This is a genomic window from Vibrio sp. SCSIO 43086 (assembly GCF_051132235.1).
Taxonomy (GTDB): Bacteria; Pseudomonadota; Gammaproteobacteria; order Enterobacterales; family Vibrionaceae; genus Vibrio; species Vibrio diabolicus.
The window spans coordinates 1166287-1185720 of record NZ_CP072677.1 but is presented as its reverse complement, the minus strand read 5'-3'; the positions used below and the strand labels follow the sequence as shown (position 1 = coordinate 1185720).

The following is a 19434-nucleotide window of genomic DNA, read 5'->3' as shown; positions in this document are numbered from 1 at the left end:
ATGTATCCAAAAACGCCTACTTTTCATAGCGCTTTTGTTGGCTATTTGCGTCTAATTTAGCCAAGTAATCTAACTTTTCGCCGATTTTGGTTTCTAGACCGCGATTTGTTGGCTGATAATACTTACGATCCGCCATTTCTGGTGGCAAATATTGCTCACCGGCTGCATAGGCACCCGGCTCATCGTGAGCATAACGATACTCTGCTCCATAACCCATGTCTTTCATCAAACTGGTAGGTGCATTTCGAAGGTGATGAGGCACTTCATATTCAGGTAAGTTATGAGCATCTGTGAGCGCTTGTTTCCATGCCACGTACACCGCATTACTTTTTGGCGCACACGCTAAGTAAACGATCGCCTGTGCAATCGCACGTTCACCTTCTGCCGGACCAACACGGGTAAAACAGTCCCACGCGGAGAGTGCAACTTGCATGGCTCTAGGGTCCGCGTTGCCAACATCTTCCGATGCTATCGCAAGTAATCGGCGAGCGATGTAGAGCGGATCACAACCTGCGGCGATCATACGTGCAGCCCAATATAAAGCGGCGTCTGGATTTGAACCACGAATGGATTTGTGAACCGCAGAGATTAAGTCGTACCAGATATCACCTTTGTTATCGAAGCGAGAGACCTTTTCTCCCGCCACTTCCGCAAGCAACTTAAGCGTGATTTCTTTTTCACCCTGCGCATTGTCTTCTGCCATATCGTATAGCAGCTCAAGGTAGTTAAGAGACATGCGAGCATCACCGTTAACTAGCTCTGCTAGACGATCTAGTACGTTATCGGCGAAATGTGCTGGTATATTCCCCAAGCCACGCTCTTTGTCGTTAATCGCTTGATCAAGCGCCAGCGATATTTCGCTCTGGCCAAGAGAAGTCAACTTGTAAACGCGAGCACGCGAGAGTAATGCGTTGTTTAACTCAAACGAAGGGTTCTCTGTGGTCGCACCGATAAACGTAACCGTACCGTCTTCAATATGCGGTAAAAACGCATCTTGTTGTGATTTGTTAAAGCGATGCACCTCATCCACGAATAAGATAGTGCGGCGACCTGCCATTTTGTTCTCACGCGCTTTGTCGATCGCAGCACGGATCTCTTTAACGCCAGACGTCACCGCAGATACACGCTCAACTTCGGCGTTGGCATAGTTTGCTGCCACTTCCGCTAATGTCGTTTTGCCTGTGCCTGGTGGTCCCCACAAAATCATCGAGTGAATGTGTCCAGCCTCTAGCGCTCGGCGTAGGGGTTTACCCGGACCTAAAATATGCTGCTGTCCAATATACTGTTCGATAGTTTGTGGTCTCATACGAGCAGCAAGGGGACGAAAATCTTCGTCCCCTGAGAAATCTAACGTGTAATTACTCACTACCAATTAATTCCTTTGGTCATCAACTTCCACGCCATCTGGAATTGTGAATGTAAATCTGTCTACCTTTGGTTTACCAAGCTTAACATTACTAAAAGTAAACAGCCCTTTCTGACCATCTTGCTCAATGACGTTAAAGCCTTTCACTACGCCTTTTGTATCAATATTAATCTGGAATTGGCCTTGAGTAGAGTCAATTGCCGTTGGAATGAGCGTAAACTCATTACCTTTCTGAGAAATCTTATAGTTATCCCAATCGCTTGCTCTATTGCGAGTTAACAGCACAAATGGTGTTTGCTCGGTCGCTTGCTCTTGCCAGTAAATGCTTACTTGCTCAATGAATGGGCTGTAATACCACAACGTCTTGCCATCAGATACTAAAAGGTTTTCATCAGGAAAAGTCGTACTCCAACGGAACAAGCTTGGACGAGCGATTTCAACCGTGCCCTCACCTTCCATTACCGTTTCACCTTCAGGGCTGATCACTTGCTGGGAGAAATCGGCACTGAAACCTTCGTTCATTGCGAGACGTTTATTGAGTTCATCTTTTGGAGATGCTGCATTCGCAGCTGAGAAGAAAGAAACGCTTAAAACTAGCGCTGAGAAAAGTTTCGCTGAAAATCGTTTTTTCATTCAGATACCTATCAGAGGGTCAAAGACCTAAAGTTACTCACCTCAGTTGGACTGAAGTGAGTAAAACAAGTTCATTAATCTTTTGGCGGCGCAGGAGCTAAAACTTCGCGGTTACCGTTGTGACCCGGAGCACTCACGATACCTTGCGCTTCGAGTTGCTCAACAATACGGGCGGCACGGTTGTAACCGATCTTAAATCGACGCTGTACGCCAGAAACCGAGCCTCGACGTGACTGAACTACGTGCTCAACGACTTGATCGAAGAGTGGGTCTACATCTTCATCCGCTTCCATTTGCTCACCTGGCAATAAGCTTTCTGGACTTTGATCTCCGCTGACGATCTCTTCAATGTAGTTCGGTTTACCACGCGCTTTCCAGTTGTTTACAACAGCATGAACATCATCATCTGATGCAAATGCACCGTGGACACGAGTTGTATGACTTGAGCCCGGCGGTAGATACAACATATCACCCATACCAAGCAGTGATTCTGCACCACCTTGGTCTAGAATCGTACGGGAGTCTGTTTTAGTCGATACCGTAAACGCAACACGAGTTGGAATATTCGCTTTAATCAGACCCGTGATAACATCCACCGATGGACGCTGAGTCGCAAGAATTAAATGAATACCTGCCGCACGCGCCTTTTGTGCCAAGCGTGCAATCAGTTCTTCTACCTTCTTACCAACCACCATCATCAGGTCAGCAAATTCATCGACAACAACAACGATGTAAGGCAGTTTTTCTAACAATGGCGGTTCCGTATCCATACTGTCGCCTTCTTGCCAGAATGGATCATGGATTGGGTGACCCGCTTCTGCCGCCATCTTCAACTTCTCGTTAAAGCCTTTCACATTACGAACGCCCAATGCCGACATCAATTTATAACGACGTTCCATCTCACCCACACACCAACGTAGAGCGTTTGATGCGTCTTTCATATCAGTCACAACTTCAGAAAGAAGATGAGGGATACCTTCGTAAATAGAAAGCTCTAGCATTTTCGGGTCAATCATGATGAAGCGCACATCTTCTGGACCTGCTTTATATAGCATGCTCAAAATCATCACGTTCACACCCACCGACTTACCAGAACCAGTTGTACCTGCTACTAGCACGTGAGGCATCTTCGCGAGATCGGCCACAACAGCTTCGCCCGCAATGTCTTGACCTAACACAACCGTTGTTGGTGACGTTGCTTGCTCAAACTGAGGACTACTGATTACATCAGATAAATAGACCGTCTGACGACTCATGTTTGGCAGTTCCAAACCGATGTAAGGCTTGCCTGGGATTACTTCTACAACACGTACCGCCATTGCAGACAATGCACGAGCTAAGTCAGTTGAAAGACCAGAAATACGGCTTACTTTTACCCCCGGCGCCAAATCAAGCTCAAAACGAGTGATCACTGGACCAGGATAAATCCCCACCACGTCGGCTTTGATTTTGTAGTCCGCTAGCTTGCTCTCAACCAATCGAGCGACCTGCTCTAGCGCATCTCGGTCGATAAAGTTTTCGCGTTTTTCTGGATGGTAAAGCAACTCGAGCGTTGGAAGTGGCTCTTCTGGAACAGGCAAGTTTTCTTCTTTCTGTACCAAAAATGGGTTCTGTGTCGCTGCTACTTTGGCTTGCGCACTAGAAACCATGTCTTGGAATGCCGCTACATCTTCGTCGCCGTCTTGAACCTCTTCAACCTCCGCTTTTTGAAGTGCAGGTTCAAATGTTGTTGAAGGTGTTGCCACTTGCTGATGAGGTGTTGCTGGAGCTGGCTGTAGTTGTTGTACAGACTGTGACTCAACTTCGTCTTCATCGTCTAACACGTCAAAATCAGAGATCGTAGGTTCAATGTGTTGACTCGATTCTGTTTGCTCCGTGATGCTATCTAGCGCAGCGGAATCAATTACAGGCTCTTCATGCACAGGATGCTCAATACTTGGCTGCTGTACTTTCTCTGCTTCAAATTGTTCGTACTCCGCATAATCTGGTTCAACACTGTTCGGTTCTTCTGTAGCTGTATGTTGCTCTACATAGGAAGAGTAAGTGTCTGCAAATGATGGGGCTACCTGTTCTTCAGTTCCCCAGTCATCTGCTTGTTGCGCTGCAGCTTCAAGCTCTTCTATCGTGACATTCAGCTGCTTGGTACGCTCCAGAAGCGGATCAACGTTATCAGTATTCACCGCATGGACAGGTTGCGTTTGGTGCTCAGGTTGATCATAAACTGGCGCAGCATTAACCGTAGCCTTGTGTTGTGGTGGCGTCGGTTCCACCATCATTTGTTCCGCTGGTTTCTCAGGTTTAGCTTGCGGCATATAAATAGGATACTCATGCGCAGGCGCCGATTCTTTCGGCTCATCGACATCGAACGCCGTTAAATGAGGAAGCGGTTCATCATCAATGTCATGGTCTACTTTATGTCTAGGCGTAGAGACTTTATCTTCCACGAACTCATCTAACTGAGGTTCTAAAACTTCTTGCTCAGAGCCTCTTATCTTATTTGCAAGCGCCGCAATTAGCGCTAATGCACGATCACCAAGCCACTCCACAATATTAAGCCATGAGATGCCAGTAAAGAGAGTAAAACCCGCTCCCCATAAGAACAGCAGTACCAATGTCGTACCAAGTACATTCAATGTAGGTAAAGCTAGGCTAGACAACACGTCCCCGACGACACCACCGGACGAGAAATACCAAATGTCATCAAAATTAATATCGGCTAGACCACAGCTAGTCATTATAAGGACGACAAGGCCGAGTAACCTCGTACCCCATAACATGAAATCAATTGGCTCATCTTCTCCTCGTTTACGGCAAATCACCCATGCAGCCGCCGCTAGCAAGAAAGGGATGGGATAAGCGAGAGAGCCAAATGTGAAGAATAGTGTGTCCGCAAGCCAAGCGCCGAAAAGGCCACCAGCATTGTCGATCTCCCCTCCCCATGCGGTTTGGGACCAGGAAGGATCGGCCGGACTGAAGGTAAATAGTGCAACCGCAAGCAATACCGAGCTAAGAACGCCAACGATAAAGCAGCACTCTTTTAAGCGTTGGAAGCCATTTAAGCGTGAAGACTGGGGCTCTTCACTGGTTTTGATAATGGTTTCGACTTTCTTTGCGTTCTCTTTGAACATAAATCAACTTGAATATGGAAATGAAATAGGAAATTGCAAAACATTCCGAGCGGCATCAAGCCGCTCGGTAAATTGATTTAACCATATCAAAGAGAAAAACCCAATTACTCTCTGGCGAAAGCGGAAGCATATACCGCTTTCTTTGCAAGAAATTAACGAGTTTTGATCACAAGCTGGTTAGATTGTTTCACTTCTTCCATTACAACGTATGTGCGAGTGTCATTTACGCCAGGTAGGCGTAGTAACGTATCGCCCAATAGTCGGCGGTAAGCACCCATATCTGATACACGGGTTTTAAGAAGATAGTCAAAGTCACCTGATACAAGATGACACTCTTGTATGTCGTCTAGCTTTTGAACAGCTGAGTTAAACTGCTCAAATACATCCGGCGCACCACGGTTTAGTGTAATCTCAACGAATACTAATAGTGACGCATCCAGGAACTGCGGATTCAATAATGCAGTGTATCCTGTGATGTAACCCTGACGCTCTAAGCGACGTACACGCTCCAAACATGGCGTTGGAGAAAGTCCCACACGTTTTGAAAGCTCAACGTTTGAAATACGACCGTCTTTCTGCAGTTCATTAAGAATGTTGCGGTCGATACGGTCTAGTTCCTTGGACGGCTTTTTATAGTTGTCTGCCATTTTTTATTCCACCTTATTACTTCCTTGCAAAAAAATATACTACAACTTTTTAATATTTGGTGCCAAATTTTACAAATCTATAACTATACTAGTTATTAATTCGACAATAACACCCTACAAACAGTTAATACAACCATTATAGAAAGAGGATACAGGATGATCATTGGCGTACCTAAGGAAATCAAGAACCACGAATATCGTGTTGGTATGATCCCAGCAAGCGTGAGAGAACTCATCTCACATGGTCACCAAGTTTTAGTTGAGACCAATGCAGGTGCCGGCATTGGTTTTTCAGACGATGATTACATCGCTGTCGGCGCATCCATTCTCCCTCATGCTGCAGACGTATTCGCGCAAGCAGACATGATTGTAAAAGTAAAAGAACCCCAAGCAGTAGAGAGAGCAATGCTCCGCGAAGGGCAAATTTTATTTACTTATTTACACCTAGCACCAGATTTTCCACAAACTGATGAGCTAATCAAGAGCAAAGCTGTCTGTATAGCCTATGAGACTGTAACAGATAATATGGGTCGTTTGCCACTGTTAGCACCAATGTCAGAAGTGGCAGGTCGGATGTCTATCCAAGCTGGTGCGCAAACATTGGAAAAATCACACGGCGGTCGTGGTCTGCTACTAGGTGGCGTACCTGGTGTTGAGCCAGCGAAAGTCGTCATCGTTGGTGGTGGTGTTGTTGGTGCAAACGCAGCTCGTATGGCTGTTGGTCTCCGCGCTGACGTAACCATTCTAGACCGTAACGTAGATACACTTCGTAAGCTTGACGAAGAATTCCAAGGTCGCGCTAAAGTGGTTTATTCTACTGAAGACGCTATCGAGAAGCATGTTCTAGAAGCTGACCTTGTTATCGGTGCAGTTCTAATTCCTGGAGCAGCAGCGCCTAAGCTGGTAACAAAAGAGCACATTGCTAAGATGAAACCTGGTGCGGCAGTGGTTGACGTGGCTATTGACCAAGGTGGCTGTTTCGAGACATCTCACGCAACAACCCACGCAGATCCAACTTACATCGTTGATGAAGTGGTTCACTACTGCGTAGCAAATATGCCTGGTGCGGTTGCACGTACTTCAACTTTCGCATTGAACAATGCAACACTCCCTTACATTGTGAAACTCGCAAACAAAGGCTACCGTGAGGCACTTCTAGAAGACAAAGGCTTCCTTGAAGGTCTAAACGTTATTCACGGAAAAGTAACATGTAAAGAAGTAGCAGAAAGCTTTGACTTGGAATACGTTGAACCAACTCAAGCTATCGCTATGTTCAATTAATGACAAAATAAAACACAATTTGTCACGTTTTGTTTACAAAAGCCCACACATAAGTGGGCTTTTTCATATAGAGCGTTTAGCTATAAAAAATAACTAATTCTTATATGCACAAATTAAAATATTTCTAGGTGTAACTGATTTAGGGCAAAACTCTGACAATCTAACACGATAACCACGTTCTTCAAGATAAAGTGCTTTGTCCAATGCGAGCCAGATCTCCAATGGACGTTGAAAAACCAGTTGCACTAAGCTCATTCTCTCCATTTGCCAGAAACGTTGTTCGCTTAACTTTTCAAAATGATCGAAATCGATTTCTTGAGAAAGAACGATACCTTTCTGCTCCGCCGCCCAACGACACAAAGATTCAAAGCCTTCACTTAATTGCGACTTACGAATACTGGGGACAGGTTGGTACTCTGCCATGCCTAACGCTCGTCGAGTAATCAAATCGAAGCCAAGACGAAACACCATTTCCTGCTGACGATGGCGACGTACACGCTCTCCCCCTGTCACCGTTTGCTGTAACGGGATACGCAGTTCTTGCTTAGACAATGAGAGAGAAGAAACCCTCCCCGGTTTCGACATCGGCTGGTATTGTTCCGACTTAATCAAGTGATAACAACAAGGTGAGATGGTCATCGCAGCAATCCCATTCTCACTGCCGTACTGCATTAGACGAACATGGAGGTCACCACACGCATGCAGTGCCACCGCGTGTTGCGCTGGCTTGAATACCGCTTTTGCTTTGCTATCGAACGCGTCACCTTGAATAAACGTCATTTTCCAATGGTGTTCATTCGCAGCTTGTTGTCCCGAATCACACAGTACTTGTTGATATTCGAAACTGGTCACAGGCTGATCGGTTTGTGTTGCCAGGATTCGTCCTAAATAACCTTTCCCTGAACACCACTCTAACCATTCTTCGCCACAGTGTTGTTGAATTGCAGCTTCACCCATCGAGCTGATTTGCTCCAGCTTACGTCCGGGAATGCCGTTGTCTAAACCACGAGCGAGTGCCAAACCATTTAAGGTTAAAGACTCTAAACGCGTGTGATAAGCGAGTTGTTCGAGTTGAGACACGAACGCGCTTATCGCTTTTAAGGCGAGTTCAGGTTCCGCTTTATACTCTTCGATTTGAGAGGGAGAAAGAGACACTAACCACTGGCACAACTGAGGGTGTTGCTCTTGCCAAGGTAATGAGGTGTGGATGCTACTTTTAAATGGTTCAAACCGCCATAGCGATTCGTTTTCCAATAAGCAGTCATTAATAAATTGAAATTGCGTTTTCATAACTCCCCCTACAACGAGCGCATTGTAGAGGGAATCGAATCATCAATGAAGTGTTATCTCACCGGGAGCTCGATGTCTTTAAACATCTCTTCGATTTCTGCATTAGATTTCAACGAAATCGCCTGCTCTACCACTGGGCGAGTTAAATGAGGAGCAAAGCGTTCCATAAAATCGAACATGTATGAGCGCAGGAATGTGCCGCGACGGAAGCCAATACTTGTCGTACTAGCCCCGAATAAATGGCTCGCATCTATTGCGACTAAATCGCTGTCCTGCTCTTCATCCACAGCCATGCTAGCAATTACGCCGACACCAATACCCATGCGAACATACGTTTTAATAACGTCCGCATCAGTTGCAGTGAACACCACTCTCGGGGTTAAACCTTCACGATTAAATGCGGTATCTAACTCTGAACGGCCCGTAAAACCAAACACATAAGTGACCAATGGATAAGCGGCAAGATCGCTGATCGTTACTTTGTCTTTCTTCGCTAATGGATGATCTTTGGGCACGACAATTGAACGGTTCCAGTGATAACAAGGCAGCATGATGGCATCTTGATATAAATGAAGTGCTTCTGTCGCAATCGCAAAGTTCGCCGTACCTTTGGCAATCGCCTCAGACATTTGTGACGGCGTACCTTGATGCATGTGTAATGACACTTTGGGGTAGCGAGAAGTGAAACCTTTGATGACATCCGGCAAAGCATAACGCGCTTGCGTATGTGTCGTGGTGATATTCAGCGTCCCCATTTCTGGGTGGGTGTGCTCCCCTGCTACAGCTTTGATACTTTCTACACGAGCGAGAATTTCTTGAGAGATACGTACAATTTCTTCACCAGCAGGTGTCACCTGTGTTAAGTGCTTACCGCTACGTTCAAAAATCTGAATGCCTAACTCATCTTCCAGCAACCGAACCTGTTTACTGATACCTGGCTGAGAGGTATACAAGCTTTCTGCCGTCGCGGATACATTCAGATTATGGTTTACAACCTCAACAATATACTTCAGCTGCTGCAGTTTCATCGTAATCCCTTACTTGTTCATGAGATAATTTATTGGCCACTCGGACGAGCGATATAATAATTAGTTATAACGCGTTCAAATCGAAATGAACAGTAATTTCTAACTTATACCTCAATCACATACTGATAATCCTCAACATAGAAACAATATGCACAAAGTTGAGCCAATAAATGACTGAATTTCTATGATGTGACTTCTATCAGTAGCTAAAACGTGGGAGAGACAAAATAATCAAACAAATAGGGTGCCGAGTAAGATAAGATTCATGTATTCTTTAACGCTAGCCGTAGAAAAGTAAAGCAGACGCAAAGATATGAATATTGGTTTAATAATCGCTTTGGTAGCCATCCTACTGGTGTTGATCCTAGGCTATAACATTATGTTGCAGTATAAGGTCAAGGTAGAGACTGCGAAAAGACAGGAGTCCGCACGCTATGTTGCCTTGATTGATGGCACTGAAGAGTTGATTGGTCATGCGCATCATATCCCTTTTAGCAAGGAGCTGTTGCTGTGTCTAAACAATCGTATTCTTGACGCGCTAGAAAGCATGCATGAGCTTGACCCGAAGAATAAGCAGCTTGCTCAACGTATCGAAAACATGAAGCAACAGATTGAGCAACTGAAAGAGAATGGTCCCACTGGCGAGAGTACCACGTTCAAAATGCCGAGCAGTGATAAACAAGCCATCGTCATGCTTAAGTTGGTGAAACGCCTCCGCGATACTATCCGTAACGAACACAATAAAGGCCGTATCGACACCCAGACTTATGTCGCTGAAAATGCGCGTTTAGAAACGATGCAGATTCGTATCAACATCGAAAACGTCATTAAAAGAGCAAACGACTCAATCGCTCGAGGTCAACCTGGTACAGCACTTCAACTGCTACGCAAAGGTATCGATGCATTGAGTACAAAGAGCGATCCCTACTCTATTCAAGCGAAACAGAAGCTTGAAGACATGCTGGGCGACCTAGATAAAAAACGCCAAGATAAAAGTGATGCCGAAATGCAGCAGATCGCCGATAAAGAGCGCGACAATGACATGGAAGCACTCTTCGGCGAGAAGAAAAAGTGGTAACATTCACTTAAGGTCAATAAAGGCTGCGATCGCAGCCTTTTTTCTATCCGTAAGATAGCGGATATGCCCAATTAGAATGTGAAGTACTAAAACTAAAATGATGAATCTAGACGCCTATCAAGATCTTCTTGCTCCCATTAACCAATTTCTGCAATGCAGCACACCTGATGAATGGGTAGAGGAAGCAAAGAAACCAGAAAACCTTCAAACCATTTTATTAGACCACCTACTGTGTGAGCTAAAAGCTGGCCAATCTGCGATGTTTTTAATTCGTAAGTATGCCGTTGACCAATCCAGTTCACATGCTCTGCTTGACTGGTTTAAACCCTATGAAGATTTTGCTTATCGCAATGTAGGCTCACTAGAAACTTTAAAAGGTAAGAGCAATATTTCCAAAGCGATCATGGCTAAGTCCAACTCACCTTACAGCCAAGATTTGATCGATAAAATGGTGCTTTTGATTAAAGAGGAATTGCACCACTTTTATCAAGTTTTAGAGATCATGGAAAGTCGTGGAATTGAGTACAAAAATATCCCTGCAAGTCGCTATGCTAAAGGGCTCATTTCGCATATGAAGACTCATGAACCGGAAACACTGATCGATAAGCTCATCATTGGTGCGTACATCGAAGCCCGATCTTGTGAGCGTTTTGCCAAACTAGCACCACATATGGATGACGATATCGCAAAATTCTACGTTTCTTTACTGCGCTCAGAAGCACGCCACTATCAAGATTATCTTGTATTGGCAGAGCAAATCGCGGGGAAAGACATCAGCGAACGCATAGCCTATTTTGGCCGAGTTGAGGCGGATTTAATTTCTACGCCAGATACAGATTTTAAGTTCCATAGTGGTATTCCAGCCTAGCGAGCATATTCTCCCAAGATTGAGCATGCTCTGAACTTATTTATAGACAGAGAATAAATAAGCCGGACATTTCGTCCGGCTTATTTTTTGTAGTAATGAGGTTAGGAATAAAGCTGAAACACAACAACTAGAGCTGGAATGAACCCATTCGAGTTTTCAAGTTGTGCGCTAGGCTACTGATCTGCTGGCAAGCCACAGCCGTTTGCGAAGCTCCCTCAGCCATCTCTGTTGAAGCACTATTAATATGCTCCACACTGCGATTCAGCTCTTCGGATACAGAATTCTGCTCACTACACGCCGTTGCGATTTGTGTGCTCATTTGCGCTATGCTATCGACAGAATGTTCAATTTCTTTTATCTGGCTATCAGCGTCATTGACTTGCTCAACACACTGAGAAATGCCCTCCTGACAATCACGGCTTGAATGCCCTATTTTGCTGCTGCTCTCTTGTAGTTGATTAACAATTTCCACAATTTGTGAAGTGGAGTCTTGAGTGCGTTGCGCCAGAGAACGAACCTCATCTGCCACAACAGCAAAACCACGTCCTTGTTCACCGGCCCGAGCAGCTTCAATTGCGGCGTTCAGTGCTAACAAGTTTGTTTGCTCCGCAATCCCGCGGATCACATCTACGACCACATTGATATTGTTTGAGCTAGATTCAAGCTCACGTGCCAGTTCATCTGACTCTTGGATCGTATGTGATACACGCTCAATTACTGCAATAGTTTGTTGTAACGTCGCCGTTCCTTGCTTTGCCACTTCCGTTGCCGAGTAAGCAGAGGTCGCGCCAACTTCGGTATTTTGTGCCACTTCACTTACAGCAGCTTGCATTTCTGTCATCGCAGAAGCCACCGAGCTAAGTTCAATTTGTTGATTTTGCATACCAGAAGCGGTCTGAGAAGAAATAGCACTCACCTCCTCTACTGCTGCCGTTAGCTGAATCGTTGAGTCATTAATCTCAGAAACCAGCGAATGTAAGTTTGTTTGCATACCGACAAGCTCTTTGAGCAACGTTCCTAACTCGTCTTTGCTCAATTCACTTTCGTCGATTTGATTATTCAATTGACCCTTGGCGATTTTGGAAGCGAATTCCAATGCTCGATCAACAGGCCCGCAAATGACTCGAGAAAGCAACATGGCAGACATTACCATGACCAATGCGACGACAAGCGCACCAACAGCAGCGCTGTATTGTGTAAATGCCGCTTCATTTTGTACTTCTTCGCCAATCAAATTCACCAACTCATCGTTCAACGCGAGGGTATCATCTAAGCTGCTCAACGCTTTTGAGTAGGTATCGAAACTCGATAAAATCACATCATTTGCACTTTCAGCATCACCTTGGCTTAGCAGTGCGTTGTAAGTCTTCGTTTCCTTGATGTATTGATTCCAGGTTTCTTTAAAAACGTTAAAAGACTGCGTTTCACGCTGATTAAGGTCGAGCTTTTCGTATTCTGCAATACCAGCCTGCACATCAGAACGCCATTGGTCTAGGCCTTTTAACCACTCACCAATTTGGGGGTGATTTGCGTTTGGCAATAAAGAGAACTCATCTTTGCGCACTCTAGTAATATCAACTTGGATACCTTTCAAAATCGCAACAGAAGGTAAGCTTTTATCTGTTAGCACTGAGATGTCTTTATTCAGTGTTAACAAACCTTGTACCAACATTACTGACACTAAACCAAACACGGCAAAAACGGTTAAATAACTAACCGATATTTTCTTTACGACACTTAAGTCTTTAATACGCATGCACTTTCTCCCTGCAGCCTTTCCAAACCTCTCACTTAAGTGAAAGCTTAACCTCTAAAACACACTGTTTTTTGCGCTCGATATCATTGATCGCTCTTATATACATCGGCCTGAGAGATCAAATCTTGACCAGTAATTGATATTTTTATCACGTGCTATTTTAGAGATAGGCTCGCATGCTCCGTATTGTGTCTACATTTTTTTATGAGCGCTTCCCGGCGCAACTCTAAGATCTCATCGATGAGTTTTTCTTTAGCGTTGATGCCAAAGTGCTGGGCATAATTTTTGACTTTTTCAATCTCATTAGGCTGCAAGCGGTATACCTCTTTCTTTAAACGAGCTTCTGCTTCGCTTCTAATCAAACCTTGGTCTTGTAGTAATTTAATGATGGTTTCATCGATTGGATTTACTGCTCTAGCCATGGTGCTCCATCTATCAATTTAAGTTCTAGCCATGTGGCTGGATGAATGACGCCGCACAACTTATAGAGCGAAGATGACAACTTGATTGCAGTGAGTACGATTCGTTAACCATCGCTATTATTTACAGCCGCTTAAGCAGCCAGTAACTCTCTACCCCGACTCCGCACCATTGAATAAAGATCACATTCTGATAACAATTTTCAGTACTGGCTTCGATGTCATCCATATTTAACGTGCAAGTAATATTTATAAACAAGAATGATTGCTCTAGTTCAAATGATGGAAAAATAAGATGAAATTATCGCAGTGGGGTCTTTTATTAAGTGGCTTGGTGGCATTGCCAAGCATTGCAGATACAGATGTTTATCTAACCAATAACTCTGATCAGCCTTTAACTATTCAAGTAAAGCACGAAGGCAGTGATTTACTTCAATACGGAGAAGAGTGGCAGCAACATGTACAAGTACTTGGTCCGTGGGAAACCAAACCTGTATTGAGCTTCAATCGTTGGGAAGGCGTGAAATCAAACCAAACTTACCGTTTTGAAACTGTGGTTTCTAGCCCTAAAGGTGAAAGCATAACACTCAATCAGGTCATGGAAGGTCATTGGTATAATTCAACCATTGAATATGGCTTATCGGCCGCCGATGTCGATTTATCTCTTAAAGATGATCGTAATATTCATCGTGCCAACACTAACGCTTTTGGCATCCGAGAAACCGAGCTGGCATTTAAGTCAGACAGTACCGCTCGATACGACGATCTTTATTACACGATCACGCCAAGCAAAGTAAATGAATCTGTCGATAACGAAGAACAAAACCTTAAGTTGATGACTTACAACATCTGGGCTCTTACGGCTATTGCATCGCACATCGGTGATCGTTACGAACTGATTCCTCAATACGTCAAAGGTTATGATGTATTAGCGCTGCAAGAAGTGTTTGCAAGCGGTCGTGAAGCATTCCTACGTGAGTTAGCTAAGGAATATCCGTACCAAACTAAAATGTTAGATAAAGAAGGCGTTAATATTCATGATGGTGGGGTGATCATTGTCAGTCGCTATCCTATCGTGAATGAAGCGCAATATGTCTTCCCCGACTGCTCTGGCACAGACTGCTTTGCCGACAAAGGCGTGAATTATGCGGAAATTATTAAAGGTGGTCAGGCTTACCATGTGTTTGCTACCCATACCGCATCTTTCGATACAGACACCGCTCGCGAGTATCGTCAGCGCCAGTTCAAACAAATCCGCGCACTCGCTAAATCTCTCAACATTCCTTCAAGCGAAACTGTGGTATACAGCGGCGACTTTAACGTAAACAAAAGAAAGTTCCCTGGTGACTACCAACAAATGATCGCTAACTTAAGCGCCATCGAACCTCAGTATTCTGGATACACGGAGTCAACCTTTGATCCCCGCATCAATAACTTCGCAGGTGAAGCGTTATCAGGTGGCGAAAACGTGGAATACCTTGACTATGTTATGGTGAGTAGTGAATACGGGGTGAAATCATTCAATGACAACCGTGTGGACGTGCCGCGTACAACTTCAGAAAGTTTATGGAAACACTACAACCTTTCTGACCATTTCCCAGTTAGCGCAACAATCAAGCCATGAAGAAAATCGCGTTGATAATCATGTCCGCCATTATGGCGGGCATGATGTTTTTAACTTTCAGTCAAGATGGGCAGCAAGAAGCAGCCGTGTCCGCTTCTGCTCTAAAGACAAAAAATAAGAACGTCCCCAGTACATCACTAAAAACAAGCAATATCGCTCCCAGTGCAGATGCTTCACCACAGACCGCAGAGCTCCCTTCTGCGACTCAAATAACGACTGAGAGACTAACTCTGCTCAAAGGGAGAGAACTCGTCGCAGAGCTTGAGTCATTTTGGCATGAGTGCATGTCGAACCGCGACTGTGAGGAACAGTTAGCCTTGCTCGAGCCTTATTTATCTTCAGCAAGATTTCAACTTTTGGCGAGCTACCATCAACTCAACAGTCAATGGCAAGAAAGTGTGGGTAATTTGTTGTTTGATGAGCAACAACCACTAGCCTCACGTATTGCACAACTTAAAGCCGAGGCAAGAGGCATTTGGGGCGAGTTGGCTGATGTTATTTTCGCGGATGAGTTCGCCCTATACGATTTCAATTTAGAGGCCCAACAGCTCAACACGCAAAGTCCAGAAAGCTTTTTGCAAGCTTTCGAGCAACTCATCATAGACTGGCAAGAAAATGCAGAGGCTATCGGGCTTACAAACGACCAAGCAAAATATGAGCGTGCAGTCGCCCTGATACCCAATAGCATGAGCTTTCCAGATCGCCAAAGCATCATCGCAGAACTGGAAAAAACTTACTTAACGAAGGACGAAAGCGAAGAGATTCACGATCGTCAGCAACAAATTGCCGAGCAAAAAGAGCAAGTCAGAGATTACCAACAAGCATTGCAACAACTTGAGTCCAGACTCAGAAAAGAAAGATCCACAAGCCATTCGAATTTGTCAGAACCGGAATGGCAAAGGTATTACCAACAAGAAGTCGCGGATTTTCGTCGTGAGTTCTTTTCTTCTTAAACGTCAGCTTTCATTGATGGGAATTGAAAGTCCAAAAGGCACGTTACGAATAAACAGCCGTGCCTTTTATTCAGAACCCTGTTTTTTAATTCAGAACAAATTCAAACCAAATACATCTTTCACATCAAATAGCACTTGTTCAGTTTTCTCACGAGAACGCTGACTGCCTTGTTTTAAAATATCAATCAGCTGTGCTTTATCATTCAAATACATAGTGCGCTTTTCTCGAATAGGTCGAAGCATCTCTTGTAGGCATTCTTCTAACACTTTCTTGGTCAAACCATCACCTAACCCACCTCGTCGATAATGCTCTTTTAGCTGTTCGATATAATCTTTATCAGGGTGAAAGGCATCGAGGTAGGTAAATACGATATTACCTTCGACTTGGCCAGGGGCCTCAATTTTCAGGTGATTGGGGTCGGTATACATAGATTTCACCGCCGCAGAAATCTCCTTTTCAGACGCCCCTAGGTTGATTGCGTTCCCCATGCTTTTAGACATCTTATTTTTTCCATCAGTACTCGGCAAACGAGGAGCATCACTAAGTAATGGACGGCATTCTCTAAGAACCTCTTTTCCACCCAGGTGGTTTATTTTTCTTACGATTTCATTAGTTTGCTCCAACATCGGCAGTTGGTCATCACCCACTGGTACTAGCGTCGCATGAAACCCCGTAATATCAGCAGCTTGAGAAATTGGATACGTTAAAAAGCCTGCGGGAATAGAGCGTTCAAAACCTTTACTCTGAATCTCATTTTTAACCGTGGGATTACGCTCTAAACGCGCGATAGAAACAAGATTACTGTAATACATTGTCAACTCGGCTAACGCTGGAATTTGAGATTGCAACGTGATCGTGGTTTGTGTGGGGTCGATACCAACGGCCAAATAATCCGCAACGACATTAAGAATATTGGAGGATACTTTTGATGGATTGTGGGCGTTATCCGTCAACCCTTGCATGTCTGCGACTAAGATCGTTTGCTCATGCTCCGTTTGCAACTTGACTCGTTGTTGCAATGAACCGACATAGTGCCCGAGGTGTAACGGACCTGTCGCTCGATCGCCGGTAAGGATAATTTCGCGCTGCGATGTACTTTGAATGGTGTTCATATTTATCTCCAAGTATTTAATAGATCGCTACTGGAGATAAAAAGATCAAACACTCTTAGCTACCATCCAGCAGCTTAAGAATGTGAGTATTCCGTGCCGCTCTATTTAGAGCGCCACCAAAAGAAGGTTGTTGATGAAGGGCTAACGTGTATTTTCATGTTTTCAAACTAACAGTACATCAAGCTGAACTCAATCTGTTTTTGTATTGAATTAGCGTAAGTATTCAAAGAGCCTACAGAAACGATTACATTGGTAAAGACATCGCAATGACTAAAGCTGCACCAAACACCGAACCTGAGACAAATGCACAAAGTACGGTTTTGTTGTGTTTCCTTTTCATCGATGAACTCCTATCCATAACCACAATGACCAACCCTTTTATTTAATACGCATGTGGATGCATCACGATAAGTAGTAAACCAACATATCGCGCATAGAACCAGTGCAGCTTTGTTAAACTGGGACCTCGTCCATAACTTGGAATGCAAATGGTTCTGGAAACAACAAAAGAGGAAAATTTCATCACTTTTCTATCCTGTCTCCCAGAGTTTATGGCTTAATAGACAGCAGGAATATTTTCTTTTGCTGCGGGTACTTACATGGAAGCTGTTCTACATCAGTTGCAATTCTCTTTGTCGATAACCGGACCTATCTGTTTGATGTTGGTACTTGGCGTTCTTTTTAAGCGCTTTGGTCTAATCAACGATAATTTTATCGAAGTAGGCTCTAAACTGGTGTTTCAAGTTACCTTGCCTGCAATGTTATTTGTCAGCATTGTGGCTTCAGAACACGACTTTTCCGCGGCAAGTGAATTCGTCAATTTCGGCGTCATCGCTAGTATTTCGTTTTTCATTTTCACCTACCTTTCCGTCAAACTTCTTTTCAAAGCATCGCCTGACCAAGGCGTTCTCATCCAAGGTGGGTTCCGAGCAAACACAGGTATTATTGGCATCGCTTACGTTGCCAATGCGTATGGTTCTCAAGGTGTGGCGCTAGCAGCGCTCTATGTCGCGATCACCACATTTATTTACAACGTCCAAGCGGTAATTTGCTTATCGCCCAAGGGGGCAACTTCTGTCCCACAAGCCGCAAAAATGATGGGCCGAACACTGACGAGGAATCCACTGATAATCTCAATCGTCCTAGGGATGGCTTTCTATTTGCTCTCTATTCCAGTACCGAATGTTGTTATTGATGCAGGGGACTACTTGTCCAAAATGACATTACCTTTAGCGCTGTTGTGTACGGGCGGCTCACTCGATTTTAGCTTGATGAGAAAAGAGAAAGGTCCATCTTGGTTTGCAAGCAGTTACAAGCTCATCGTGGCACCCGTAATGATCACTATTGGTGCTTACTTAGTAGGTTTTCGAGGAATTGAGTTAGGTATTCTTTTCTTTATGAACGCTTCCCCAGTGGCAGCAGCCAGTTATGTCATGGCACGTTCGATGGGAGGCAATGCCACATTAGCCGCAAATATCATCGCACTCACTACGGTGCTTTCTACCGTCACGTGTACGTTGGGCATTCTATTTCTTAAGTTTTACGACTTAATATAATTGGCCAGCGATAAAGTAAAGGCGCGCTAGATAGCATTAAGATAAGCTACTGGTCGTGATTCGCAAAAGTGAGTTTTCTTACCAGACGAAAAAACTCACTCGCTTCTGATTCAGACAAACAAGCAAAAAATTCTTTCTGTAAATTCGTCATGATTTGATGCACTTGCTTTAAAGCGTTTGCCCCCTCTTTTGTCATGCTGAGCATTTTAAGACGCTGATTCGATTTGCTTTTAGAAACTTGAACAAACCCTCGCTTTTCCAAATTATCCACCATTCGCTTTGCTACACTTCGCTCAGTTCGAACCGCGTCAGCCAACGCTTGCTGACTCATGGGTTGAAACTCTTCCAAAGCGGCCAGTGCACTTGCCATCTCGAGTGTCATTAAGTTTTGCCGAGAGAGCTCGGCTTGAGCACGATTGCGGTACATTCGCTGCATCACACCGCAGACAAACATAGGGCTTTGATCCAAAACGGAAATTGGGGAGATTTTCTGATCTTTCATCGTCGTTTGTTCTTCTTTAGGCTTTCATTCGGTCGGAAGGAATAAACAGATTCTGCATAAGGCAAAACGCTCCCCCTTCAAGTTTGCGTCAAAGACGGTGACCACCAAGTGAAAACATAAAATAAAGAGCGCCGAAGCGCCCTTTTATCGTGTTTATTCTCACCAGTATAACTTAGTTACAGCAACCACGTC

At 44.4% G+C, this 19434-nt stretch carries 16 protein-coding genes; 6 read left to right on the top strand and 10 right to left on the bottom strand.

The features are described 5' to 3' along the window. Positions 1 to 16 precede the first annotated feature (16 nt). The 4 genes from J8Z23_RS05490 to lrp all read right to left on the bottom strand — a co-directional run bounded on the left by J8Z23_RS05490 (position 17) and on the right by lrp (position 5774). Positions 17 to 1372, bottom strand: a complete 1356-nt coding sequence (locus J8Z23_RS05490; protein WP_202600664.1) for a replication-associated recombination protein A — start codon at positions 1370 to 1372, stop codon at positions 17 to 19. Next, positions 1373 to 1999, bottom strand: a complete 627-nt coding sequence (gene lolA, locus J8Z23_RS05485; RefSeq protein ID WP_005390816.1) for an outer membrane lipoprotein chaperone LolA — start codon at positions 1997 to 1999, stop codon at positions 1373 to 1375. It lies immediately after the preceding gene. A 74-nt stretch (positions 2000 to 2073) separates the two neighbouring features. After that, positions 2074 to 5127: a DNA translocase FtsK 4TM domain-containing protein gene (locus tag J8Z23_RS05480; RefSeq protein ID WP_434635204.1), complete on the bottom strand. Its 3054-nt coding sequence runs from the start codon at positions 5125 to 5127 to the stop codon at positions 2074 to 2076. Positions 5128 to 5279: 152 nt separating this feature from the next. Then, positions 5280 to 5774: a leucine-responsive transcriptional regulator Lrp gene (gene lrp, locus J8Z23_RS05475; protein ID WP_005378234.1), complete on the bottom strand. Its 495-nt coding sequence runs from the start codon at positions 5772 to 5774 to the stop codon at positions 5280 to 5282. 156 nt (positions 5775 to 5930) lie between these two features. Between lrp and ald the strand changes: the two genes are divergently transcribed. Continuing rightward, a complete protein-coding gene (gene ald / locus J8Z23_RS05470) occupies positions 5931 to 7055 on the top strand; it encodes an alanine dehydrogenase (protein ID WP_005378241.1) in 1125 nt (374 codons plus the stop codon). 93 nt (positions 7056 to 7148) lie between these two features. Here the strand turns inward: ald and J8Z23_RS05465 are convergent, their stop codons facing one another. Together J8Z23_RS05465 and cysB are read right to left on the bottom strand one after the other, a co-directional pair. Beyond that, entirely contained in the window at positions 7149 to 8345 is a 1197-nt protein-coding gene (locus tag J8Z23_RS05465) for an SAM-dependent methyltransferase (protein WP_301657930.1), read from the bottom strand. Between the two features lie 53 nt (positions 8346 to 8398). Further along, positions 8399 to 9373: an HTH-type transcriptional regulator CysB gene (cysB, locus tag J8Z23_RS05460; RefSeq protein WP_006742885.1), complete on the bottom strand. Its 975-nt coding sequence runs from the start codon at positions 9371 to 9373 to the stop codon at positions 8399 to 8401. A gap of 313 nt (positions 9374 to 9686) precedes the next feature. Here cysB and J8Z23_RS05455 point away from each other — a divergent pair, with 313 nt between their 5' ends. Further along, entirely contained in the window at positions 9687 to 10451 is a 765-nt protein-coding gene (locus J8Z23_RS05455) for a hypothetical protein (protein ID WP_006742886.1), read from the top strand. Positions 10452 to 10548: 97 nt separating this feature from the next. Then, on the top strand, positions 10549 to 11319 hold the full coding sequence (gene miaE, locus J8Z23_RS05450) for a tRNA isopentenyl-2-thiomethyl-A-37 hydroxylase MiaE (RefSeq protein WP_104974277.1): 771 nt from the start codon (positions 10549 to 10551) through the stop codon (positions 11317 to 11319). Positions 11320 to 11446: 127 nt separating this feature from the next. Here miaE and J8Z23_RS05445 read toward each other — a convergent pair whose 3' ends face one another. Together J8Z23_RS05445 and J8Z23_RS05440 are read right to left on the bottom strand one after the other, a co-directional pair. Further along, positions 11447 to 13075 (bottom strand): methyl-accepting chemotaxis protein, encoded by a 1629-nt coding sequence (locus tag J8Z23_RS05445; protein WP_434635203.1) that lies wholly within the window; start codon positions 13073 to 13075, stop codon positions 11447 to 11449. A 155-nt stretch (positions 13076 to 13230) separates the two neighbouring features. Next, a complete protein-coding gene (locus J8Z23_RS05440; protein ID WP_012841963.1) occupies positions 13231 to 13497 on the bottom strand; it encodes a hypothetical protein in 267 nt (88 codons plus the stop codon). Positions 13498 to 13789: 292 nt separating this feature from the next. Here J8Z23_RS05440 and J8Z23_RS05435 point away from each other — a divergent pair, with 292 nt between their 5' ends. Both J8Z23_RS05435 and J8Z23_RS05430 read left to right on the top strand, forming a co-directional pair. Continuing rightward, complete coding sequence (locus tag J8Z23_RS05435) at positions 13790 to 15118, top strand: sphingomyelin phosphodiesterase (RefSeq protein ID WP_085343592.1); 1329 nt, start codon at positions 13790 to 13792, stop codon at positions 15116 to 15118. Beyond that, positions 15115 to 16071, top strand: a complete 957-nt coding sequence (locus J8Z23_RS05430; RefSeq protein WP_301659861.1) for an ATP-dependent dsDNA exonuclease — start codon at positions 15115 to 15117, stop codon at positions 16069 to 16071. The genes J8Z23_RS05435 and J8Z23_RS05430 overlap by 4 nt, the downstream gene beginning before the upstream one ends. Positions 16072 to 16161: 90 nt before the next feature. Here the strand turns inward: J8Z23_RS05430 and trpS are convergent, their stop codons facing one another. Then, positions 16162 to 17184, bottom strand: a complete 1023-nt coding sequence (gene trpS, locus J8Z23_RS05425; protein WP_434635202.1) for a tryptophan--tRNA ligase — start codon at positions 17182 to 17184, stop codon at positions 16162 to 16164. Between the two features lie 599 nt (positions 17185 to 17783). Here trpS and J8Z23_RS05420 point away from each other — a divergent pair. Further along, on the top strand, positions 17784 to 18740 hold the full coding sequence (locus tag J8Z23_RS05420) for an AEC family transporter (protein WP_434635201.1): 957 nt from the start codon (positions 17784 to 17786) through the stop codon (positions 18738 to 18740). A 46-nt stretch (positions 18741 to 18786) separates the two neighbouring features. Here the strand turns inward: J8Z23_RS05420 and J8Z23_RS05415 are convergent, their stop codons facing one another. Beyond that, positions 18787 to 19242: a MarR family winged helix-turn-helix transcriptional regulator gene (locus J8Z23_RS05415; RefSeq protein WP_012841967.1), complete on the bottom strand. Its 456-nt coding sequence runs from the start codon at positions 19240 to 19242 to the stop codon at positions 18787 to 18789. Positions 19243 to 19434 lie beyond the last annotated feature (192 nt).